This window comes from Ensifer sp. GW823-FHT05D09 (assembly GCF_058795755.1).
Genome location: NZ_JBXAIA010000005.1, coordinates 115,248 through 136,747, shown reverse-complemented (window position 1 = coordinate 136,747; position 21,500 = coordinate 115,248). Strand labels below are relative to the sequence as shown.

Below are 21,500 nucleotides of genomic sequence, written 5' to 3'. Positions count from 1 at the left end.
ATGCCGCTGTTTGGACAAAATTTACCATCACATGCCAAGGCTGGTGTGCACCGGAGATGCAGGCGCGTTCAAGTTTTGTTGAACCGCCGCGTCACGAAAGCCAGCGGCAAGCGCTTGCAGCTAAAGCCGCTAGAGGTCTTATGGTCCGGTCGCCATTTCAAGGAGCCCGCATGCGGCGCATAACGAGACATCTTCTTTCCCTGTCATCAGCAAATGCCGCTGAATTGCTGGGCAAGACGAAGCAGGCCCGGCGCGCCACCCTTGCCGTGTCGGTCGCCATCGCCCTTTCCGGCTGCATGTCGGCCTTCGACGACGTGCGTGCGCCGCCGCCGATCCCGGCAAAGCTGATCGCCGCCATGGCCAAGAATGGCTCCAAGCCGGAAAGCCCGGTGCTCGTTCGCATCTTCAAGCAGGAAAGCGAACTGGAGATCTGGAAACAGAACAAGTCGGGCCAGTATGCGCTCTTGAAGACCTACCCGATGTGCCGTTGGTCCGGAAAGCTCGGGCCGAAGACCAAGTCGGGCGACCGCCAGGCGCCGGAAGGCTTCTACCATGTGTCGGCACGCATGCTGAACCCGAAGTCGCAATATTACCTGTCGTTCAATCTCGGCTATCCGAACCGGCTTGAGTCGGCGCTCGGTTATACCGGCGAGGCGCTGATGGTGCATGGCGCCTGCTCGTCATCCGGCTGCTACGCGCTGACGGACCAGGGGGTTGGCGAAATCTATCCCGTGGTTCAGCGTGCGCTCGCCGGTGGCCAAGGGCAATTTCAGGTGCAAGCCTACCCGTTCCGCATGACGGCAACGAACATGGCCAAGCACAGCAGCGACCCGAACTTCGATTTCTGGAAGAACATCAAGCAGGGCTACGATATCTTCGAGGCGACGAAGCGCCAGCCGAAGGTTTCGGTCTGTGGGGGCCGTTATGTCTTCAATACCGTGTTTGCCGATGGCGAGCCGACCGATCCGCTTGCCGCCTGCCCTGCAGCAACCACAGCTCCCGACGCCGGGCTAATGGCAAGGCTGCAGACGGAAGACGCAAAGATTGCCGGCCTGGTCGCCAATCAGACGCCCGCACCTGTCAATGCCTATGTCGACGGCGGCATGCACCCGAGTTTCCGGGCACTGCTCGAGAAAAACGGTGCTGAAAAGCTGGCCGCAAAGATATCGGCAACTAAATACCCCATTAGCCGACCGGATGCGGCACTGGCAGATCCCTATGCCGGCCTGTGATCGGCGTCGGGAGATGAGCGACAGCAATGCGTCATTCCCGGTGATCATCGAACACAGGTAACTGAGGACCCCCATGCCCCAACGTGACGTCGGTCGCCGATCCTTCCTCAAGCTTTCCGCCGGGATAGCGGCGCTCGGACTGGCGGGTTGCGGGTCGACGCGCGAGCGGGTTTCGCAGCAATATGCCCCGGCACCGGAACCGGTGCCGGCCGCCAATACCTTTGTTGCCGAGATGTATGGCGAGCGGCCGGGAGAAACTTACCCGCTGCCGGCGATCCCCTACGAGAAGATCGACCCGCGGTATTACAGGCAGATGGTTCCCGACCCGACCGGCGAGCGGCCAGGCACACTGGTCGTCGATGTCGGCAACCATTTCCTCTACCGTGTCTACGAGAACGGCCAGGCGATGCGCTACGGCGTCGGCTTGGGCCGCGCCGGCTTCGCCTGGGCCGGGCGTGGCGTCATCCAGTACAAGCGGCCATGGCCGCGCTGGAAGCCGCCGAACGAGATGGTCGCCCGCCAGCCGGAACTGCAGCAGTACAGCATCGAGGCAGGAGGCATGGAGCCGGGGCTGAAGAACCCGCTCGGCGCCCGCGCCATGTACATCTTCCAGAATGGCGAAGACACGCTCTACCGCATCCACGGCTCGCCGGAATGGTGGACCATCGGCCAGTCGGTATCGTCGGGCTGCGTGCGCATGATCAACCAGGACGTCGTCGATCTCTATGATCGCGTGCCGAACGGCACGCCGATCGTGGTGACGGACCTGTCGGGCGGCGGCATGGCGGCGCAACAGGCGGAGCCGTTGCCGCAGGACAATCTCCTGCCCGGAGAAGGCGGCATTCCCGGTGCACCGCCGCCTATCTATTAAGACGGACCAGTCCACGTGGGAGCAATGGATGCCCCCACGAACGAAATCCGGCCTTAGATAACGAGCAGCGGTGTCTTGCCGCGGACGCGGTTGTAAAGATCGATCGCATCCTGCTGCAGCATCCGCACACAGCCGGCAGACGCATTCTTGCCGATCGAGCGCCACTGCGGCGAACCGTGGATGCGATAGAGCGTGTCCTGGCCATCCTGGAAGATGTACATCGCCCGCGCGCCGAGCGGATTGCTGAGGCCCGGATCCATGCCGCCGGCCTCGATACCGTATTTCTTCAGGTGCGGCTGGCGCGCGACCATGTCATCCGGCACCGTCCAGCGCGGCCACTTGCGCTTCCAGTGCACGACGGCCCTGCCCTTCCAGGCGCGACCCTGGGCGCCGAGACCGACGCCGTAACGGATCGCCTTGCCGCCGGGCAGCACCCAGTAGAGGAACATCTTCTGGGTATCGACGACGATTGAATAGGCCGGCTCGTTGGTCGCATAGGCAACTTCCTGCCGCAGGAATTCGGGCTTGATCGCACCGAACTCGACTGCCGGAACATCATAGCCCTCGTCCTTAACCGGGCCGTAGATCTTGGCGTAGTCGAGCTTCGGCGCCGGTTCGTCCTTGCGCTCAGGCTCGATCGGATCGATCTCGCGAGGGGTAATGACGTCCTTGTTGGCCTTGTCGGCGGCTTTTGCCTCGAGACCGGGCTTCGGGACCTGGGTACAGGCGCTCAAAATGGAGCTTGCGACCACTGCAAGCAGCGATCGGCGGGACAATTGAAAAGACACTGTTTTATTCCGGGGTTGGGGACATGCGCGGAGAGAGGTCTGCTTTTGGTCCCATTCGTGACCGAAATGTGGTCAAATCCGATCTCACTGGTGGATGATCACCGCCAGGGGTTCGCGGTCATCCGACTGTTGCAAAATTCACTCGGTCGGGCGCGCGCGAGGAGCTGATGCGGCCCATGCCGGAGCAACATCCAAAGTCAGCCAGGGGCGAAACAACCCGACAGAGCAGATGAATTCGACGGGCCTTGCCTCTATCGGACGGCATCCTTCCGCAGCGCGCTTTCCGCCTCGCCGAGGCTCATGTCGAATACTTTTCTGCCGATCTCGAAGCCGAAGCCGTTGCGGGCAAATGCGGACAGTTCCTTGGCTTTGCGCTTGTCGTCGAGCTCACCGCGACGAAAAGGACCGAAGCCGCGCTTGCGGGCAAAGACGACGGCCGCGTAGAGATCATCGGTCGCCTCGAGCGCGAGGGCTGCGGTTTCCCGGTCTATGCCTTTTACTTGGAGTTTCTGGGCAATCGCCCGTTTCGATTTTCCGCTGCGCACCGCCGATTGGGTGCTGACCTGCGCGTAATCGGTATCGTTCAGGGCGTTCAGATCATAGGCGAACTTGACCGCGAAGTCGGCAACAGCCTTCAGCTGCTCCTGGCTGATATCCTCGAACTTCTGTCGCGCCTTCCGGGTGATGGCGTCGAACAATTGCTTCTCGGTCATCATCTGGCGCTCGAGGCGATAGACCGCCGAGTTGCGCGCCCACGACAGCATGCGCGCGGTGGGCGTGTCAGAAGGCGGCGTATCGGAGGACAAATTGTCGGCTTGCAGATCGTTTGGTGTCACGGTGCGGGCGGGCTCGTTTGCAATGCGCTCGTTGGCTGAAGTCTGGCGCGAAGGCATAACCTGCTAGCACGCGGCTTCGATAGCCGCCAGCAATGGGACAGATTGTCGTGCCGCCGGATCGAGAATTTGCGGACGGAAACCGCGGCGCATCTTTGCCATTGCCAACGGGGGCCTTTGCAATATGTCCCACGGCTGATATGTTCCTTATTCGTTCCCCGTCAAGAATCGCTCATTTCGTGGGCGGGGATGCCTCGGCATTGCCCGGAGCGCCGGGCAATTTGCGCCTACGCCTGGCGCATGGGGTAGAATCGGCAGAGACTTACCGGGGACTTCGGCGTGGCGGCGACCTATCTGGAAAAATTGAACGACCGACAGCGCGATGCCGTCGAATTTGGCGTGACCGCTCCGGGCGAAACGATCGCCGGGCCACTTCTGATCATCGCCGGCGCCGGGTCGGGCAAGACCAATACGCTCGCCCATCGCGTCGCCCACCTCATCGTCAATGGCGCCGATCCGCGCCGTATCCTGTTGATGACGTTTTCGCGCCGCGCGGCATCCGAAATGGCCCGACGGGTCGAACGCATCTGCGCCCAGGTGCTTGGCGCGAACGCGTCGGTGGCCACCGATGCGCTCACTTGGGCCGGAACGTTCCACGGCATCGGCGCGCGCCTCTTGCGCATCTACGCCGAACAGATCGGGCTCAATGTCGATTTTACCATCCACGATCGGGAAGACAGCGCCGACCTGATGAACCTCGTGCGGCATGAGTTGGGCCTCTCCAAGACCGAGACACGCTTTCCAACCAAGGGCACGTGCCTGTCGATCTATTCGCGGGCGGTCAATTCCGAGACGTCGCTCGGCGAAGTCTTGCGCGCGCACTACCCCTGGGTTTCCGGTTGGGAAGAACAGTTGAAGCAGTTGTTTGTCCGTTATGTCGAGGCGAAGCAGGCGCAGAACGTGCTCGATTACGACGACCTGCTGCTCTACTGGGCGCAGACCGTCAGTGTGCCGGAACTCGCCGAGGATATCGGCAACCGTTTCGACCATGTGCTTGTCGACGAGTATCAGGATACCAACCGCCTGCAATCCTCCGTGCTGATGGCCTTGAAGCCCGGCGGTCGAGGCCTGACAGTTGTCGGCGACGATGCGCAGTCGATCTATTCGTTCCGGGCGGCGACCGTGCGCAACATCCTGGATTTCCCAGGAACGTTCACACCGCCGGCCGACGTCATCACGCTTGATCGAAACTATCGCTCCACCCAGACGATCCTCGCTGCCGCCAATGGTGTCATCGATCTCGCCCGCGAGCGCTTCACCAAGAACCTCTGGACCGAGCGCCAGTCACCAGAACGACCTAAACTGCTGGCGGTCGCCGATGAGGCCGACCAGGCGCGCTATATCGTCGAGAAGGTGCTGGAAAACCGCGAGGTCGGCATGACGCTGAAACAGCAGGCAGTGCTGTTTCGCACATCGAGCCACAGCGGACCACTCGAGGTGGAACTGACCAGACGCGACATCCCCTTCGTGAAATTCGGCGGGCTGAAGTTCCTCGACAGCGCCCATGTCAAGGACATGCTGGCCGTGCTGAGGTTCGCCCAGAACCCCAGAGATAGGGTCGCAGGCTTCCGCCTTCTGCACATGATGCCGGGTGTCGGCCCGCAGACCGCCGGAAAGATCCTCGACGCCATTGCCGCCGATCCGGAACCGCTGGCGGCACTTGCGGAAATCCCCGCGCCGCCGCGCTCCGGCGACAGCTGGAGCGCTTTCGTGACCCTGATCGAGAGCTTGCGCAAACAGGCCGGCGGCTGGCCGGGCGAAATTGCCCAGGCGCGCGAATGGTACGAGCCGCATCTCGACCGCATCTACGAGGATGCGGACACACGAAAAGCCGACCTCCTGCAATTGGAGCAGATTGCCGGAGGGTATCCCAGCCGCGAAAGGTTCCTCACCGAGCTGACACTCGATCCGCCGGATGCGACCAGCGACCAGGCAGGCGTGCCGCTGCTTGACGAGGACTACCTGATCCTGTCGACCATCCATTCGGCCAAGGGGCAGGAATGGCGCTCCGTCTTCATGCTCAATGTCGTCGACGGCTGCATCCCCTCCGATCTCGGCGTCGGCACGACGCATGAGCTCGAGGAGGAACGCCGGCTGCTCTATGTCGGCATGACGCGGGCGAAGGACAGCCTGACACTGATCACGCCGCAGCGGTTCTTCACAAGCGGCCAGCACGCGCAAGGCGATCGTCACGTCTACGCCGCGCGCACGCGCTTCATTCCGGCAACCCTCCTGCAGTTCTTCGAGACGGCTTCCTGGCCACTGGTCAGCGCCTCCGCGTCCGAGCGCAGCGCTCGTCAGATCCGCATCGATGTCGGCGCGCGCATGCGGACCATGTGGAAATAAGGAGCGGCACGTGGCCGAGCCTATCGAAAGCATGAACGAAAGGCAGCCGTCGGCGAATGCGTCTGTAGCCGAGCGGCAGCGCAAGATCATCCACATCGACATGGATGCCTTCTATGCATCGGTCGAGCAGCGCGACAATCCGGAATTGCGGGGCAAGCCGGTCGCCGTCGGCGGCGCCGCTGCGCGTGGCGTCGTTGCCGCCGCCAGTTACGAAGCGCGCAAGTTTGGCGTCCACTCCGCCATGCCGTCCGTCACGGCGAAACGAAAATGTCCCGACCTCATCTTCGTCAAGCCACGCTTCGACGTCTATCGCGGCGTATCGCAGCAGATCCGCGAGATTTTCGCCGAATATACGCCTGTCATTGAGCCGCTCTCACTCGACGAAGCCTATCTCGACGTGACCGACAATCTGAAGGGCATGGAGATCGCCACCGAGATTGCCGAGGAAATCCGCGCAAAAATCAAGGCGACAACGAAGCTGACGGCGTCAGCCGGCATCAGCTACAACAAGTTCCTCGCCAAGATGGCGAGCGACCAGCGCAAGCCTGATGGACAGTTCGTGATCACGCCGAAGAACGGACCGGCCTTCGTGGAAGCACTTCCGGTGAAGAAGTTTCATGGCGTCGGGCCGGCCACGGCAGAGCGGATGAAGCGACTGGGAATCGAGACCGGCCTTGATTTGCGGCAGCAATCCCTGGCGTTCCTGCAGGAGCATTTCGGCAAATCCGGCCCATATTTCTACGGCATCGCCCGTGGCATCGACGAACGGCGCGTCCAGCCAGACCGGGTACGCAAATCGGTGGGCGCGGAGGACACGTTCATCGAGGACATCTTCGAGCTCGAGCCGGCCTGTGCCGAATTACTGCCCTTGACCGACAAGGTCTGGCGCTATTGCGAGGCGCATGGAATGAGCGGCAAGACCGTGACGGTCAAAGTGAAATACTCGGACTTCACCCAGGCGACGCGCAGCAGAACGCTCAGTGGTCCCGTCGCCGGAGCACCCGAGATGCTGGAGGTGGCGGTGTCGTTGCTGACGTCCGTCCATCCGTTCAAGCGCGGCGTACGCCTGCTGGGCGTCACCCTGTCGTCGCTCAACGGCAATGATGCCGACGAACGACCTCAGCTCGAGCTTTCGTTCTGAAGTACCCGCACGCCCAAATGAAAAAGCCTGCCGCGGGAGGAGGTGCGGCAGGCTCTTAAAGGGATTGAATGGCAACTGGGAGGAGGAGTGTTGCCATTCCGACAGGCGCTCTTTGGGAGGAGGAGAAAGCGCCTGCATTCATCGAAGCTCTGCGGGAGGAGGTGCATCACTTCGATGAGTGCAATATACAGGAAGGCGGCCACTTTCGTAGCGCCGACTTCGCAGGGCAGCCATGCGCTGAGCGCCGGTCGGACGGGTCAGCGCGCTTTGAACCGGTCGAAGGCGGTCAGCCGCACCATAGGCGGGTCGGCCTCGCTCCAGCGATAGATTTCGCTTCTGAGGTAGCGAAGCTCCTCGTCCAGCGCCTCTTCGCCGATCTCGATCCACCAGGATTTCGGGCGACCATCGCTGCCATCAGACCATCGGTAGCCGCGACCCTTCAGGTGGTCCTTCATCTCGAAGGGGCTGTTTTCCGCGTAAAGGCGGACGCGCGAGCGCTGGCTTGCCGCATAGAGTTCGGCAAAGGGTGTCTGCTGCGATTGATCTGCAGGCCCGGCGATCACCTCAAGCAGCGCAAAGCAGTCGTCGACGGCACGATGACCATCGTGAAAATATCCCGCCTGGCCGATGAGGTAGCCGAGCTTCGTGCCTTCGAAACCGCGGTCGCTCCAGCCGATCTCGGAAACCGAGCACGCCCAGGCCTTCTTCTCGAAGATCGGCGAAAAGGCTTCGCAAAACGGCCGGTCGAACCCGGCATTGTGGGCGATAATCAGGTCAGCACGTTCAATGATCGCCTGGAGCCGCGGAAGGTCGATCGTCTGGCCGGCGACCATGTCGTCGGTAATGCCGGTGATGCGCGTGATCTCGGCAGGAATAGGACCGCTCGGCTGCCGCAGACCGCCATAAACGTCGATGACGTCGCCGATCGCACCATGGGCGTCGAAGGTAAACGCGATCACGCCGATCTCGATGATCTCGTCCTTGCGATGATTGAGGCCCGTCGTTTCAGTATCGAGAATGACGCCGACGAGCGGAAATTCCGCACGTGGCTGCGTCACGACGGGACGCGCCTCAAGCTTTTGCAGCACGCGGTAGCGACCCGTCGCCTCGAGATGATCGACCATCGCCCCGGCAGTCATGCCGGCAGCCGCGCGAGACGATGCGCGCTTGGAGCGTGCTTCCTTTTCGTCCGGATCGGACGAAACAAACATGTCGTATTGCAATGCCATCAGCCTTTCTCCCGGAACTTTTGGTGAAAGGGAAGACCGAGTGGCCATCGCGCCATCACTTTCCCGCTCTGTCAACAGACCTGTGTCGAGAGCGCCGGATTTAACGCGGGAAAACCTGTCATTGGGCCCGGATGCTGCGGGCGGGATGCCCGCAGCCCGCCGTCACGCGGCGTGGGCATCCTGCGCCTCATCGAGTTTGGGTAACGACAGCCACCGTGATGAGGCATGGGGGCACGATGTCACGCGGCACGCCGCAGGCGGCGCATCAGATAATCTCCGAGACTGTCGAGCATCGCCGCCCAGCCATCCTCGTGCCCGAGCGCGCTATCGCTGCCATCGAGATAGACGCCACTCTCGGTCATGACGACACGCGTCGCGTCGTCGACGGCCGAGAATTCTACGGTGACAACGCCGGCAAAGATAAGGTCGCCCATGTAGGAGATCGTGCTTGTATAAACGATGCGTTGGTTCGGCTTGATCTCTTCGTATCGCGTGGTGTTGATATAGGGCTCGGCATCGATCGCGCCGAACGTGCAGATATCTGTGTGCCCGACGGTGAAATCGAAGGCGCGCCAGGCCAGTTCCCAACCATCGCCGGGCGCACTCCAGGTTGCGAGCACATCGCGGTCCGACCAGGCGGCAAAGACGAGATGCGGCGGGGCTGCATAGGTGCGTTCGACGATGACGGTGGCGTGTTCGGCTTTCGACGTTTTCATGGCGCTCTCCTTGATATGCCGGTCGGGATTGACCGCCTGCAGGAAAGCTAAGCCGGGGGCTGTCGACCTGTTAGAGCCGATGTGGACAGGAGCGGGGCATTCATGCCAATCATCGGCGATGTTTGCGAAAAACACCGATGGCGCCGATCTCACCGTCAGCATTCTGGTCCTGCCTGAAACCGGCCCCATGGCAGTTTACGGCCTTTACGAGGTCATGAGCCATGTCGGCAGGTTTGATGCCGGCACGAGGCTGCCTCCCGTTCGCCGATTGCGCCCGCGCATCGTCGCGCGGCAGATGGAACCGTTTCCTTCCGCCATCGGCGTGCCGATCGCGCCGCAGGAAACTATCGACACGCAAGCCGATGCAGACCTGATCATCATTTGCGATCTGGAGCTGGGGCCGACGGACGTTCCCAGCGGACGCTGGAGCCAAGAAATCGCCTGGGTGCGCGAACAGTTGCGGCGCGGCGCGACGGTGTGCTCCACCTGCAGCGGCTCGCTGCTGCTCGCCGAAGCAGGCCTGCTCGACGGCAAGGACGCGGCATCGCACTGGACTGCCGCCGGGCTATTCCGTGACCTCTATCCCGCTGTCCGTTTCCGGCCGGAGCGCATCCTGTGTGAAAGCGGCTACGATGGACGGCTGATGACCAGCGGCGGCGCCTCGGCCTGGCAGGAGCTTGTGCTTTACCTGATCGGCCGCTTCTGTGGCCCGACAGAGGCGGCACGGATCGCCAAGCTCTTTCTGATCGGCGATCGTCGGGACGGGCAACTGCCCTTTGCGGCGATGGCGCAGCCACGGCGGCATGAGGATGCCATCATCGCCGGCAGCCAGATATGGATCGCCGACCATTATGCGGTGAGCAATCCCGTAACCCGGATGGTCGAGCAATCCGGGCTGCCGGAACGCACGTTCAAGCGTCGCTTCAAGCAGGCCACCGGCTACGCGCCTGTCGACTACGTGCAGGCCATCCGCATCGAGGAGGCCAAGCAGATATTGGAAACCAGCGACGGCGGCATCGACGACGTCGCGGCCGACGTTGGGTATGAGGACCCGACCTTCTTCCGCCGGCTGTTCAAGCGCATGGCGGGCATCAGCCCGGCGCAATATCGCCAGCGCTTTCGCAAGCGCTAGCCGCGCACGCGCCATCCTGGATGGGGCATTTCACCCTGCCTCAGCCAAAGGGGATAGTGGCGCGATGAACCCGCCACGCAGGCTTCGGACGGGCGCCCAGGGTGACACCCGTCCTCGTTCCGGTTAGCCAAGCGCCGCAACAGCCTCGATCTCAAACAGCATTCCGTCGAGCGCCAGCCGCGGAACCGGGATCAGCGTGCATGTCGGCTTGGTACCGTGGCCGAGCGCCGCTTCCAGTTCGGCGCCGAAGACGTGCAGTCGCTCTTCGGAGTGATCGACGATCAGCACCGTCTGTTTGACGATATTACTTGGCCCAGCGTCCGCCGCGGCAAGCGCGGTGCGCAGATTGGCAAGCGCCCGGCGAACCTGCTGCCGGAAATCCGGATCGAGGCTGCCATGCTCATCCTCCCCGCCCTGGCCGGCGATGAAGACCAGCCGCACGCCTGATGGAACCACGCCGACATGGGAATAACCATTGACCGATGCATCATAGAGCCCGACCGGGTTAAAGAGACGGACAGGCGATTTCGAAAGTGTCGATGCCATTGTTTTGCTTTCCGTTTGTTGCACGAGGAAGCCTTGGAAAGCGCATTTGCACGATCGTCGATACGGTGTGCCGTCGTGCGCACCTTCCGGCTCCATATCACCTTGACGAACCGGCAACGCCCGCTGTGACGCGGTCGCGTGGCATTTTTTTCGCTTGCTCATGCACGTCGCGAACACCAGCCGGCGCGCCCGCCGGGAACTTCGCAGCGAAACAGACAAGATCCGACGCCGACGCCCCCGCGACACCATGGACGAACTGCTTCCACCCTCGCAAAGTTGGATAGCCTCCCGGCGACGCTGAAGGCGGCCTTGATTGCCCCAGCGGCAATGGCGTAGCTAGAGGCAGTCGGTTCGACGGATCGATCCAACCGACATGGCAAAAGGTGTCGCATGAACGAAGAACCGAAAATCGTCCTGTCCCCGCTCTCGCAGGAATTCTCGCGCGACGGAATCACTGTGACAGTCGAAATCTCCCGCGTCGAGGACGGCAACGAATGGGCGCTCGAAGTCACCGATAGCCAGGGCATGTCGACGCGCTGGGAAGACCTGTTTGCGACCGATGCGGCCGCGCTCGCCGAATTTCTGAGCGCCGTCGAAGAGGACGGCATGTCCGTGTTCGTGATGCCCTCTGCACTGCACTGACAAGCGTCAGCGAAGATAGATCGTCACGAGATGCGATAGGGGGGCGAGGGTTGCCCCTTACGCCTCGGCATAGCACTCCGTCCGTTGCCAAGAGAAGACAACCTTGTTCGTCTGTAGACAGACGCGACAAGGCCATCCGGCCGGTCATTGCACCGACCCCGTTGGTCTCTCACGCGAGCCGTTCGCTTAAGGCAGACGTGCGAAGGCGGGTCTCGTTCAGCAATCCCGCCGCCTGGATCAGCGGGTAGGCCGCAGCGGCTATGTGCGAATTGATCCGGTGCAGGTCGCCGACGAGATCGATGAACAGGGCGTTGCTGCTCAAACTGACGCCCTTTTCCATGCCTTCCCGGCCGAGATGCCCGTTGATTGCGCGCTCTTCAAGCGCGCGGAAGCGGTCCTTCTGCGAAGCCAGACGAGCTGCCGCACCGACGTCGCGTGACGAAAGGGCCGCGGGCACCAGCCGCAGCGAGGAGGCCACCTCCTCGCAAAGCCTGTCGATGGCCTCGCGCTGGCTCGGCGCGAGCTCAATGTCCTGCCTGATCTTTGCCCGGATGCGGTCAGCCAGGTTGAGCTTGATGACGTCGCCGGCATGCTCGATATTGCTGGCAAAGAGCATGATCTCGAAGGCACGGCGGGTGTCGACTGCCGAAAGCTCGCCTTGGGCCAGGCGGCCGAGATAGGCATGGACCGAGCCCATGTAGGTCCCGAGCTTGAGATCGATGGCGTTGACCTCCTTCAATGCCTCCAGCCGACTGGAAGACAGCGCGGTCAGCGACGTCAGGAACATGCGCTCCAGCAACTCGCTCATCCGGATCGTCTCCATCGTCGCATTGGAAAGCGCAATGGCTGGCGTTGCCAACGAGGCGCTGTCGAGATAGCGCGGCGTCGCCAGGGGATCGTCGGCGGTCGCGGCATTCGGGATCAACCGGTCGACAATACGCACGACGACTGGGGTGATCGGCAGGAACACGGCTGCGACCACAAGATTGAACGCGGCATGGAGCCCGACCGCAACATGCAAGGGGTCTATCGGCAGATGCCCGGCAAGATCGACGATCTGTCGTGACAGCGGCAGCAGCACCACGGCCAGAAAGCCACGGCAGAGCAGATTGGCGACCGGAAGCTTGCGGGCGACAGACGGCTGATCGAGGGTCGCGCTGACGGCAGGCAGGCCGCCGCCGAAATTGACGCCGAGGATCAAAGGCACGGCGCCGGCCACCTCCAGGCTGCCATTGGTCATGAGCGATGCGATCAACAGAATGACCGCCAGGGTCGAATGGCAGAACCAGGCGAGGATCGCACCGACGAGGAAGCCGAGAACCGGCTCGTTGGCAATCGCCGCCAGAACGTCGTGAAACAGCGTGGCCTCCCGCAACGGAGCCGTCGCCGAAACGATGACCTTCAGTGCCAGGAGCATGAGACCAAGCCCCATCATGATCCGGCCGGCATTTCGCGGGCGAAACTCGCTCGACGCGCCGAAGGTGAGATAGCCCGCGAACAGAAAGAGTGGCGCCATCGTCGTTGCCAGCGACGAGCCCGACGCGAACAGGCCGGAAACGAGCGCCGAGCCGATATCGGCCCCCAGCAGCACCGCAAGGCCCGTCGCCGACCCGATAGCGCCAGCCCCTGCCAAGCCGGCGATGATCAGCGCCATCGCCGTGGCGCTACCGAGAACGGCGGTGGCGGCGATACCACCACCGAACGCGGTCAGCCGGTTGGAGAGCCGCTGCTCGACGAAGCGCTGCAGCCGGTCACCCCAACCGCGCATGACCCCGGTCCGCACCATCCGCACGCCCCAGAGCAGCAGCGCGACGCCGCCGAGCAGTTCCACAATGACAAACGTTCCGGAATTCATGTTGTGCGAGGCCCTTGCGCTTCAGGCGATCAATCGGCGACAGATATGTCGGGAGCGACAGATCCAATGTTGTAGCCTTCGAGCTGCGCTGCAGACCGGTCCGCCACGGGGAAGTTCAGGATGGTTGCCGTTCCCGGCGTGACGGGAACGACGCGCGAGGGTGGCAGGTCCAGAAATTCGTGGCAGGCCGCGCGGATGACGCCGCCATGCGCCACCACGAGCAGGTCGCCATCCGTTCGCGACATCCAGTCGCGAACCCCGTCGGCGACGCGGTTGCGAAAGGCGATCCAGGTTTCGGCATTGGCGGGCGTGAATGTCCCGGCGCGCCAGGCGGTGTAATCCTCCGGGCGCTCGGCGATCAGCTCCGGCTTGCGCCGCCCCGTCCATTCTCCCATGTCGAGCTCGCGAAAGCGCTCGTCGGAGGGTGCATCTGGATGCCCGATGAGCGCAACGGTCTGCCGAGTCCGGCCGAGATCGGAGGCGATGATGCGCGCAGGCTTTAGCGCCTTGGCATAGGGACGGAACCGCCGGACCTGGGCCATGCCGCGCTCGGACAGAAGCGAGTTGTCCTGGCCCTGTAGTCGTTGTTCGGCGTTCCACTCGGTTTCGCCATGGCGCATGAGGATCAGCCTCATTGAGTTATCCTTTCTCCGCTGACGGCAAAGACTGCGTCAGGGGTCCGTATGAATGACAGTGTGACGGGGTCGCCAGGCATGGCGCTGAAATAACCTTCCGCCATGCCGGTGATCCTGAGTTCGCCGAGCATGGCCGTGACCATCGTGCGTCCGGCAATCGGCGCGGCCTCCGCGAAACGCGCGGTGACCGAAGGCTTGTCCGCCACCGCGCCAACAGACACGTCTTCGGCGCGATAGAGGAGCTGTACCGCGTCGTGACCGGGCGCGATGGAACCCGAGGTCAGCGGTGTATCGTTGAAGACGAACATGTCCGCGACCCGGCGTGCCGGCAAAAGATTGGCCGGCGGCGTGCCGAGAAAGGTGGCGACGAAGGTCGTGGCCGGATTGCGCAGCAGTTCGATCGGCTTGCCGAACTGCTCGACGCGGCCATTGTTGAGCACGGCGACATGCGTCGCCATGGTCATGGCCTCTACCTGATCATGCGTGACATAGACAGAGGTAGCACCGGTTGCCCTGTGGATCCGCATCAATTCGCTGCGCATCTCGATACGCAGCTTGGCATCAAGGTTCGACAGGGGTTCGTCAAACAGCAGAATGCTCGGCTCCGGCGCGATGGTGCGGGCGATCGCCACGCGCTGCTGCTGGCCACCGGAGATTTCCGCGGGATAACGCTCGGCAAGCGCGCCGATGCCGAGCAGGGCGAGCACCTCTTTGACACGGCGATCGCGCTTTTCGCGCGGCCACCGAGCAACCTTCAAAGGCCATGCGATGTTGCCGGCGACCGTCATGTGCGGCCAGAGCGCATAGCTCTGGAAGACAAGCCCGGCGTTGCGGCGACCGGCATCGGCAATCACGCCCCCCGCACCGCTCGACACGGTCTGGCCGACAAAGGCGATCTCGCCTTCACTCGGACCTTCCAGTCCCGCCAGCATACGCAGCAATGTCGACTTGCCGCAGCCCGAGGGGCCTACGAGGACCAGGAACGAGCCGGCTGGTACCGATATGTTGACATCCTTGACCGCGGTGAAGGCGCCAAATCGCTTGACGAGGTTGCGGATCTCGATGGCGTCCGCGGCGCCGGTTGCAAGTGCGTTCATGGTTGTTTCCATTTCTGGACGCGGTTCTGGAGGCCATGGGCCAGAAACGAGGCCGCAAGGCAGACGATAAGGATGACGAGGGTGATGGCATTGGCGAACTGCATGAAGCCCTCCGCGGCATAACGATAGGCGACCATGCTGAGCACGGGCGACGTCGCGGTGAACAGGAGCACGACCAGCGAGAGATCACGCACCATCTTGACGAAGACGAGGATCGCTCCGGCAAACAGACCGCGGATTGCCAGCGGGAAGATGATCGCGAACAACCGGCGAAGCAGGCCTGCCCCAGTCAGCCGCGCGCTCTCCTCAATGTCGGCAGAGATCTGGCCGAGGACCGATCGGCCGGACTGCACCGCGAAGGGGAGATTATGCGCAGATGCCGCAATCACCAGCAGCGCGAAGGTACCATAAAGCGAAGGCAGCGGACCGATCGGTGCACCAAAGAGGGCAATATAGGCGGCGGCAAAGGCGATGCTCGGCACCAGAAGCGGGACGAAGGCAAGCTGGGAAAGGATCGTGGCCAGCAGGCTGCCACGGCGCTGGACGATGGTGTAGGCGAGCGCGAGGCCCAGCAGCATCGTCGTCAGCGCGACGACAAGGCCAAGGCGGATCGTGTTCCAGAGGGCGTCGATCAGCACGGGGTTGCGGAAGATACCCGCCTGCCCCTGCGCAATTTCGCCGCCGCCTTCGCCAATCCAGAAATGCAGCGTCCAGTTCGAAAACAGCGCGCCGCTTTGCGGCGCAAGGCTTGAGGCGGCGAGCACCAGAACCGGTACCACGGTGGTCAGAAGACCGATGGTTACGGCAACCGCGAAGAGCGGCCAGCGCCAGGCACCGAGCGGAAAGCGTTTCGTGCGACCGCCCTTGCCGGTGACCGTGACGAAGGCCTTGCGGCCAGAGACGATGCGGTCCGACATCCAGAGAAACAGCGCCGACACGGCGATCAGAAGCAGAGCGAGCACGAAGCCGCGCTCGTTTTGACCGGTTTCGATCATGCCGAAGAGGCGGGTGGAAAGCGTCTGCATGCGCACCGGCAGGCCAAGAAGTGCGGGCGCTGCGAAGTTGGCGACGGCGCCGGCAAAGGTAAGAGAAGCGGCGGCGATCAGGGCCGGCGTGACCACGGGCAGGATGATGCCGAAGAAGATGCGCGGCCGTTTGGCACCGGCCATCTGCCCCGCCTCAACCAGATCCGCGCCGACCGAACTCAGGGCTGCGGCGATAATCGTATAGGCGAGCGAGTAGTAGTGGGCGATCAGTACGATCGCGGTCGGCACCAGCCCCCAGGCGAGCCAGTCAGGAATGGCAAGGCCATTGGTCTCGAAGAAGCCAGCGGAACCGCCGAGGCGGGAATTTCGAAACAGCGTTCCCCAGGCGAGCGCCGCAGCGAAGCTCGGGATCATATAGGGCAAGGTCCCCATAAGTCCGAGCAGGCGACGTCCGGGCACGTCGGTCAGAACCACCAGCCAGGCCAGAAATCCGCCGAGGATGAGGCAGCCGCTGGCGACCCCGAAGCCGAGAACCATGGTGTTGAACAGCGGTCGCCACCAAAGATTGAAGGACAGCGGGCTGACAAGCACCGCCTGCCAGGCCGCGATGCCTTCAGGGGTGAGCGTCGACAGAAGAATGCGCACAAGCGGCGCCACCACCAGGATGGCGACGATGGCAACGAGGATTGCCGGCATGACGAAGCCTGATCGGAGCAGCCGGCGACCGCCCGATGGCGCGAAGGTCGATATGAATGTCATTTGCGAACCTCGGCGTTTGCCGGCGCAAGCTCAGTTGCGCCGGCAAACAGCCTGTTATTGAAGCGTGATGATGAGATCGGAGACGCGTCCGCGGGCGGCGGCGGTCTTGGCCGGGTCGATAGTCCAGGCCTTCAGCTCCCCGAGTTTGACGGAGTCCGGATGGTGGGCGATGGTCGTGCGCGTGGCATAATCGCCGGGAACGTTGAAGGGCTCAAAGCCGGCACCTCCCGTCGGCGTGTCGTCGCCGAACATGAAGTCGATCAGCAGCCGCGCGGCGGCCGGATGCGGTGCCTTGTCGGCAATCGTCAGAATCGCGGGAAACAGAATGCCGTTGGCCGGCTCGACATTGTTGGCGACCTGCAGCGCCCATCCTTCCTTCTCGTTGTCGCGGCGGTCCGAATAGGTGCCAAAGCCGACGGGCGGGTTCTTGGCCGTTGCGTCGCCGACCGACTTGTTGAGCACGTCGCTGTTGGGGACGAGGATCAGGTCGTTGGCAAAGAGATCCTTGATGAACTGCTCGCCGGCGCCCTGAAGATCGGCGTCCACGGCAATATCCTTGCCGAACTGCGCCTTGTAGGCCGCGGCCATCTCATCCGGATGGAGTGCGATCTCGGTCAGGAGGTCGAGCAGTTCGCCACGCTGGCTCGGATCGACCATCAGCACCTTGCCCTGCCACTCCGGCTGGGTCAGCTGCCACAGATTGGTGACCGGTGAGCCGCCGGGAAAAGCCTTCTCGTTGTACATCAGCACCTTGGTCGACAGGCGCTGGGTGAGCAGCGGCCCCTTGTAACGATCGTCGATCTGACCTGCCACGCGCGGCGGCACGTAGTTGACGATGCGCTTGGCTTCGAGAAGCTTGCTGAAGACCACCGGCGTGTCGGCGATGTAGAGCACGTCGACGGCATGCACGCCGGCCTGCTGCTCGGCTTCCAGGCGCGCGATCTGCTTCGTCGAACTCATGTCGAGACCGATCAGATCGATGCCCGGATAGGTTTCCTCGAAGGCTTTCTCGATCTTGGCGATGCGGCTCGATAATGAGAAGACGGTGACGCTGCCCTCCTTCTGTGCGAGCGGCAGCAGCTGCTCGGGTGTCATGCCATCCAGATCTGCCGCCGTAACTGCCGTCGGCAGCACGACGCAGGCCGCAAGTGCGGACTTCATCAGTCGTTTCAACATGGTTTCCTCCTCCATTTTCCCCAGTCAATCGAAGTCGTTGAACAGCTCCGACAGTTTCTCCAGCCTGCCGATCACCTCGCGCTCATGCCTGCCGGCAATCGTCAGGACGATGCCGTTGACGATGGCAAACGGAATGGTCGGTGTCTGAAACTCGCTTCCCGAACGCCCGCGGGGTGCTGCGAGCATCAGGTCCGCAACCGGCTCCATCAGCGGGCCGGCAAGGTCCGAAATCAAAATCGTCCGCGCGCCGACGCGCCGGGCATGTTGCACCAGCGGCGCATAGCTTTGCGGCTGCTTGCGAAAGGCGAGTGCGACGACGATGTCGTTCTTGTCCATGCTGACCATGCGCTCGGCGATATCGCGACCACGGCCGGTCAGCGCGATCGTCGTCATGCCGAAGCGGTCGAGCCGGCGCTGCAGGAAGCCGGCGACCGACTGCGCGTGCCCCTGACCGAACACGAACACCCGGCGCCCCTCGAAGATCATGTCGGCGGCCAGGTCCACGTCACCTTGCGGCACCGAACGCGCGAGTGTCTCCAGGGCCGAAATCTCGGCCGCGATCAGGTCGGTCAGGTAGTCGCCGTGCTCGACCTTGGCGACCGAGCGGCGCATTCGGGTCGCGGCATCCTGATCGTCAAGCACCTCACGCTGCAGCTGCGCCCGCAGGTCGGGAAAGCCGCGGTATCCGAGCTTCTGCGCCAGGCGGGTCACCGTTGCCTCATGAACGCTGGCGCGCTGCGACAGCTGCGGCCCGGACAAAAAGGCAGCCTCCGCCCGGTTCTCAAGCATCGTCGCGATCAGCTTCTGATCCGCCTCGGTCAGCCTTTTCGATTGTGCCTTTATGCGATCGATGAGTGTCATGGCGCTCTACAAGTTTCTTTGCGTGACCCATCGTTCAAGCAAACGATCTTGCAGTCAAGGCAACACCCGCAAGAATCCTTGCAAGACCCTGCAAGGCTTGGTCCAATGCTCGAAAGTCAGTCCAATTTCTGGGGTTTTCTGCAGCTATCGGACGAAATCGGCGCCAAAGTCGGTAGAAAACTGGCACTTGCGACAGTGCAGAATGGTGCCGACAAAAATCTTTGCAAAGACCCGCAAAGGATCGGACGCCGTGCCGCCGATCAGCGGGACGGCGGTCGAAGGCGCGGGCGGCTGCAACGGCGGTTGGCACCGAAACATCGGTATGGTCAGCAGGGCATCCATTGGCCACCACGATGTTCAATCGCGGCCCATGGGAAAGCATTTTGGAAAGGAGGCAGCAGGCCTCCCGCGACGACTAACGAAGGCAGCGCAAGTGGAGCGCCCTTGGCGCTGCTCAAGCCTCGAAGTCGCCGAACACGTCCTGAAGCCGCGTCAACATGCCGACGCGCTCGCTGACCTCGTCGCCGAGAACGACGATAATGTTGCTGAGCATCAGGTCCATAACGGCGATGGTCGTCGCCGCGCCGTCCCATAGGGGGCCGTGCGAACCCGGGACAACCAGGCAGATATCCGACACTTCCGCTGCCCAGGGGCAATATTCGTCGGTGTAGAGGATAACCTTGACGCCGGCGCGGCGCGCTTCCATCGCAAGCGGCTTCGCCTTGGCCGCAAAGCGCCTGACATCGTGCAGGAACAGCACGCGCCCCTCGACCGAACCGTCTAGCAGTTCCGAATAGGTGCCGTTCAGGCCATCGACGAACTGAACCCGCGAGCGGGTATAGGAGAGCTGGCTGGCAAAATACTGGGCGATGCCGCGCACGTTCTGATAGGCGGCGACATAGACCTCGCTGGCGCCGATCAGCGCTTCGATCGCCTGTTGCCACTCCGGCGAGGTCGTCAGCTCGTAGACCAGACCGAGATTGTTGATCTGTTCCTGGATCAAGCCGGCGAGCAGCTTGCCCTCGCGAATGTCTTCGCGCAGTCGGTCGACCGGCCCCTTCACCTGCCAGGCCGGGTTGGAGCTGCCGCGCCGCAGTTCGTGCTTCAGCTGGTCGAGCCCATCGAAACCCATGCGCCGGAGGTAGCGCCCGACGGTCATTGGCGACAGCTCGAGACGGCTTGCGATCGACTTTGCCGTCTCGAACGGGATCTCGGCCAGATTGCGCTCGATGTAATGCGCAATCAGCCTGTCGGATTTCGACCGCCTGAGTTCCTCGCTCTGCACGAGCTTCAGGATTCGTTGTGCCACATCCCCTCCCCGGAGGTATTTCCGCCCGCTTGTAGTGCCGCGCGCCCGATATCCGACGCAAAATATGCTGCATGCGGGCGGAATTGCCGATCTTTCCGCCGTTACTGCGCCGTCTTCACCTTGGTCCAGACGCGATCGAGTTGGCGCACGCCGGAGCCCAGGTCCTCGAAGATCTGGAGCCGTTGCATCGTTTCGGGCGTCGGATTGATTTCCTTGCTATTCTTGATCTGGTCGGGGGTCAATTGCCGCGCCGGCACGTTGGCGGTGCCATTGGTCTGCTGGGAAACGTTGAGGGCTGCCACTTCCGGACGGGTGTAGAACTCCATGAACTTCATGGCGCTGTCCTTGTTGGGCGCGGTCTTCAACACGCACATATCCTCCTGGTACATGGTCGCCCCTTCCTCCGGGATCACGTAGCCGAGGTCCTTCTGGTTGGCGAAGACATCGACCATCGCGCCGACGAAGAAATGGCCGGCGGCCACGTCGCCAGACTGCACCATCGGCCGCGTATCGTAGGTGAATGCAGCGACGTCAGGCTTCATCGCGATGATCGTATCGGCCGCCTGCTGCAGCTCGGCCGGGTCGGTCGAGTTGACCTTGTGGCCGTTGAGAATCAAACCGACGGCCAGAACTTCGCGCATGTCGTCGAGCAGGGTGAACTTCAGCCCCTTTTCCTTGACGGTCGCGATCAGGTCCTTCCAGCCGACGACGTCCTTGCCGAGCACCTTGCGATTGTAGACGATGCCGACGGTTCCGAAGGCATAGGGCAAGCAATACTCGCCCTTCGGGTCGCTCTTTGCCCTCAGGAATGCCGGGTCGATGTTCTTGAAACCTTCATAGGCATTGATGTCGGTCTTCTCCAAGAGGTCGAGCTTGGACATGATGTCCTGCATGTGGACCGACGGAAAGACGACGTCGTAGCCGGTGGCGCCGCCCTGGATCTTCGCCAGCATCTCCTCGTTGGAGGAATAGGTGGAAAGATTGACCTTGATCTGCGTCTCTTCCTCGAACTTCTTCAGGACGGCCGGATTGATGTATTCGCCCCAGTTGTAGATGTTGAGTTCGGCCGCCTGGCCAAGGCCGGCCATGGCGAACAAGGCGGACAGCGAGAATGCGGCGGCCCGCGTGGAGCCCAAGAGTTTGGCCTTGGTCGCCCAGACGACGCGGCTTGCTTTTGTCATCGATAGTCTCCTCTGATGGTTCGTGGGGCTTGGCGCCCCAGGATCGGACCGTTCCCTGGTCCTTGCCGGCTCCGGCTTCTGCGGCCGTTGACACCGATGAACAAA

The 21,500-nt window shown here is 62.6% G+C and carries 19 protein-coding genes; 6 read left to right on the top strand and 13 right to left on the bottom strand.

Going from position 1 to position 21,500, the window contains the following annotated elements:
* Window positions 1–170 precede the first annotated feature (170 nt).
* Window positions 171–1,232 (top strand): L,D-transpeptidase family protein, encoded by a 1,062-nt coding sequence (locus tag AC1Q80_RS16600; RefSeq protein WP_492361156.1) that lies wholly within the window; start codon window positions 171–173, stop codon window positions 1,230–1,232.
* Window positions 1,233–1,305: 73 nt separating this feature from the next.
* Window positions 1,306–2,103 carry a L,D-transpeptidase family protein gene (locus AC1Q80_RS16595; protein WP_173421556.1) on the top strand — a complete coding sequence of 266 codons (798 nt, stop codon included), beginning with the start codon at window positions 1,306–1,308 and terminating at the stop codon, window positions 2,101–2,103.
* Between the two features lie 53 nt (window positions 2,104–2,156).
* On the opposite strand, the gene AC1Q80_RS16590 is transcribed toward AC1Q80_RS16595, so the two are convergent.
* Together AC1Q80_RS16590 and recX are read right to left on the bottom strand one after the other, a co-directional pair.
* The gene (locus AC1Q80_RS16590) at window positions 2,157–2,891 is read right to left on the bottom strand and encodes a L,D-transpeptidase family protein (protein WP_173421555.1); all 735 of its coding nucleotides are present in this window, start codon (window positions 2,889–2,891) and stop codon (window positions 2,157–2,159) included.
* Between the two features lie 251 nt (window positions 2,892–3,142).
* Window positions 3,143–3,697, bottom strand: a complete 555-nt coding sequence (recX, locus tag AC1Q80_RS16585) for a recombination regulator RecX (RefSeq protein WP_492361328.1) — start codon at window positions 3,695–3,697, stop codon at window positions 3,143–3,145.
* A gap of 366 nt (window positions 3,698–4,063) precedes the next feature.
* On the opposite strand from recX, the gene AC1Q80_RS16580 reads away from it, so the two are divergent.
* Both AC1Q80_RS16580 and dinB read left to right on the top strand, forming a co-directional pair.
* Window positions 4,064–6,130: an ATP-dependent helicase gene (locus tag AC1Q80_RS16580; RefSeq protein WP_492361155.1), complete on the top strand. Its 2,067-nt coding sequence runs from the start codon at window positions 4,064–4,066 to the stop codon at window positions 6,128–6,130.
* Window positions 6,131–6,161: 31 nt separating this feature from the next.
* On the top strand, window positions 6,162–7,271 hold the full coding sequence (gene dinB / locus AC1Q80_RS16575) for a DNA polymerase IV (RefSeq protein WP_492361327.1): 1,110 nt from the start codon (window positions 6,162–6,164) through the stop codon (window positions 7,269–7,271).
* A gap of 257 nt (window positions 7,272–7,528) precedes the next feature.
* Here the strand turns inward: dinB and AC1Q80_RS16570 are convergent, their stop codons facing one another.
* Both AC1Q80_RS16570 and AC1Q80_RS16565 read right to left on the bottom strand, forming a co-directional pair.
* A complete protein-coding gene (locus AC1Q80_RS16570; protein ID WP_492361154.1) occupies window positions 7,529–8,500 on the bottom strand; it encodes a 3'-5' exonuclease in 972 nt (323 codons plus the stop codon).
* A gap of 239 nt (window positions 8,501–8,739) precedes the next feature.
* Complete coding sequence (locus tag AC1Q80_RS16565) at window positions 8,740–9,216, bottom strand: SRPBCC domain-containing protein (RefSeq protein WP_173421552.1); 477 nt, start codon at window positions 9,214–9,216, stop codon at window positions 8,740–8,742.
* Between the two features lie 268 nt (window positions 9,217–9,484).
* On the opposite strand from AC1Q80_RS16565, the gene AC1Q80_RS16560 reads away from it, so the two are divergent.
* The gene (locus tag AC1Q80_RS16560) at window positions 9,485–10,348 is read left to right on the top strand and encodes a GlxA family transcriptional regulator (protein WP_492361153.1); all 864 of its coding nucleotides are present in this window, start codon (window positions 9,485–9,487) and stop codon (window positions 10,346–10,348) included.
* 123 nt (window positions 10,349–10,471) lie between these two features.
* On the opposite strand, the gene AC1Q80_RS16555 is transcribed toward AC1Q80_RS16560, so the two are convergent.
* Window positions 10,472–10,894, bottom strand: a complete 423-nt coding sequence (locus tag AC1Q80_RS16555; RefSeq protein WP_492361152.1) for a RidA family protein — start codon at window positions 10,892–10,894, stop codon at window positions 10,472–10,474.
* A 390-nt stretch (window positions 10,895–11,284) separates the two neighbouring features.
* Here AC1Q80_RS16555 and AC1Q80_RS16550 point away from each other — a divergent pair, with 390 nt between their 5' ends.
* Window positions 11,285–11,536: a hypothetical protein gene (locus tag AC1Q80_RS16550; RefSeq protein ID WP_077501159.1), complete on the top strand. Its 252-nt coding sequence runs from the start codon at window positions 11,285–11,287 to the stop codon at window positions 11,534–11,536.
* A 169-nt stretch (window positions 11,537–11,705) separates the two neighbouring features.
* Here the strand turns inward: AC1Q80_RS16550 and AC1Q80_RS16545 are convergent, their stop codons facing one another.
* The 8 genes from AC1Q80_RS16545 to AC1Q80_RS16510 all read right to left on the bottom strand — a co-directional run bounded on the left by AC1Q80_RS16545 (window position 11,706) and on the right by AC1Q80_RS16510 (window position 21,395).
* Window positions 11,706–13,391 carry a Na/Pi cotransporter family protein gene (locus AC1Q80_RS16545; protein WP_492361151.1) on the bottom strand — a complete coding sequence of 562 codons (1,686 nt, stop codon included), beginning with the start codon at window positions 13,389–13,391 and terminating at the stop codon, window positions 11,706–11,708.
* Window positions 13,392–13,420: 29 nt separating this feature from the next.
* Window positions 13,421–14,026, bottom strand: a complete 606-nt coding sequence (locus AC1Q80_RS16540) for a histidine phosphatase family protein (RefSeq protein ID WP_209789340.1) — start codon at window positions 14,024–14,026, stop codon at window positions 13,421–13,423.
* Window positions 14,023–15,123: an ABC transporter ATP-binding protein gene (locus tag AC1Q80_RS16535; RefSeq protein ID WP_173421548.1), complete on the bottom strand. Its 1,101-nt coding sequence runs from the start codon at window positions 15,121–15,123 to the stop codon at window positions 14,023–14,025. Before AC1Q80_RS16535 ends, AC1Q80_RS16540 begins: the two co-directional genes overlap by 4 nt.
* Window positions 15,120–16,868: an ABC transporter permease gene (locus tag AC1Q80_RS16530; protein WP_492361150.1), complete on the bottom strand. Its 1,749-nt coding sequence runs from the start codon at window positions 16,866–16,868 to the stop codon at window positions 15,120–15,122. Before AC1Q80_RS16530 ends, AC1Q80_RS16535 begins: the two co-directional genes overlap by 4 nt.
* 54 nt (window positions 16,869–16,922) lie before the next feature.
* A complete protein-coding gene (locus AC1Q80_RS16525) occupies window positions 16,923–18,041 on the bottom strand; it encodes an ABC transporter substrate-binding protein (RefSeq protein WP_412728346.1) in 1,119 nt (372 codons plus the stop codon).
* 27 nt (window positions 18,042–18,068) lie between these two features.
* Entirely contained in the window at window positions 18,069–18,905 is an 837-nt protein-coding gene (locus tag AC1Q80_RS16520; RefSeq protein WP_209789338.1) for a MurR/RpiR family transcriptional regulator, read from the bottom strand.
* Window positions 18,906–19,359: 454 nt separating this feature from the next.
* On the bottom strand, window positions 19,360–20,214 hold the full coding sequence (locus tag AC1Q80_RS16515; protein WP_492361149.1) for a MurR/RpiR family transcriptional regulator: 855 nt from the start codon (window positions 20,212–20,214) through the stop codon (window positions 19,360–19,362).
* A gap of 101 nt (window positions 20,215–20,315) precedes the next feature.
* Window positions 20,316–21,395 (bottom strand): polyamine ABC transporter substrate-binding protein, encoded by a 1,080-nt coding sequence (locus tag AC1Q80_RS16510; RefSeq protein ID WP_492361148.1) that lies wholly within the window; start codon window positions 21,393–21,395, stop codon window positions 20,316–20,318.
* Window positions 21,396–21,500 lie beyond the last annotated feature (105 nt).

Excerpts from the sequence above, each read along its gene's own strand:
- AC1Q80_RS16600 (WP_492361156.1), top strand. The coding sequence starts at position 171 with ATGCGGCGCATAACGAGACATCTTCTTTCCCTGTCATCAGCAAATGCC.
- AC1Q80_RS16595 (WP_173421556.1), top strand. The coding sequence starts at position 1,306 with ATGCCCCAACGTGACGTCGGTCGCCGATCCTTCCTCAAGCTTTCCGCC.
- dinB (WP_492361327.1), top strand. The coding sequence starts at position 6,162 with ATGAACGAAAGGCAGCCGTCGGCGAATGCGTCTGTAGCCGAGCGGCAG.
- AC1Q80_RS16570 (WP_492361154.1), bottom strand. The coding sequence starts at position 8,500 with ATGGCATTGCAATACGACATGTTTGTTTCGTCCGATCCGGACGAAAAG.
- AC1Q80_RS16565 (WP_173421552.1), bottom strand. The coding sequence starts at position 9,216 with ATGAAAACGTCGAAAGCCGAACACGCCACCGTCATCGTCGAACGCACC.
- AC1Q80_RS16555 (WP_492361152.1), bottom strand. The coding sequence starts at position 10,894 with ATGGCATCGACACTTTCGAAATCGCCTGTCCGTCTCTTTAACCCGGTC.
- AC1Q80_RS16550 (WP_077501159.1), top strand. The coding sequence starts at position 11,285 with ATGAACGAAGAACCGAAAATCGTCCTGTCCCCGCTCTCGCAGGAATTC.
- AC1Q80_RS16545 (WP_492361151.1), bottom strand. The coding sequence starts at position 13,391 with ATGAATTCCGGAACGTTTGTCATTGTGGAACTGCTCGGCGGCGTCGCG.
- AC1Q80_RS16540 (WP_209789340.1), bottom strand. The coding sequence starts at position 14,026 with ATGAGGCTGATCCTCATGCGCCATGGCGAAACCGAGTGGAACGCCGAA.
- AC1Q80_RS16535 (WP_173421548.1), bottom strand. The coding sequence starts at position 15,123 with ATGAACGCACTTGCAACCGGCGCCGCGGACGCCATCGAGATCCGCAAC.
- AC1Q80_RS16530 (WP_492361150.1), bottom strand. The coding sequence starts at position 16,868 with ATGACATTCATATCGACCTTCGCGCCATCGGGCGGTCGCCGGCTGCTC.
- AC1Q80_RS16520 (WP_209789338.1), bottom strand. The coding sequence starts at position 18,905 with ATGACACTCATCGATCGCATAAAGGCACAATCGAAAAGGCTGACCGAG.
- AC1Q80_RS16510 (WP_492361148.1), bottom strand. The coding sequence starts at position 21,395 with ATGACAAAAGCAAGCCGCGTCGTCTGGGCGACCAAGGCCAAACTCTTG.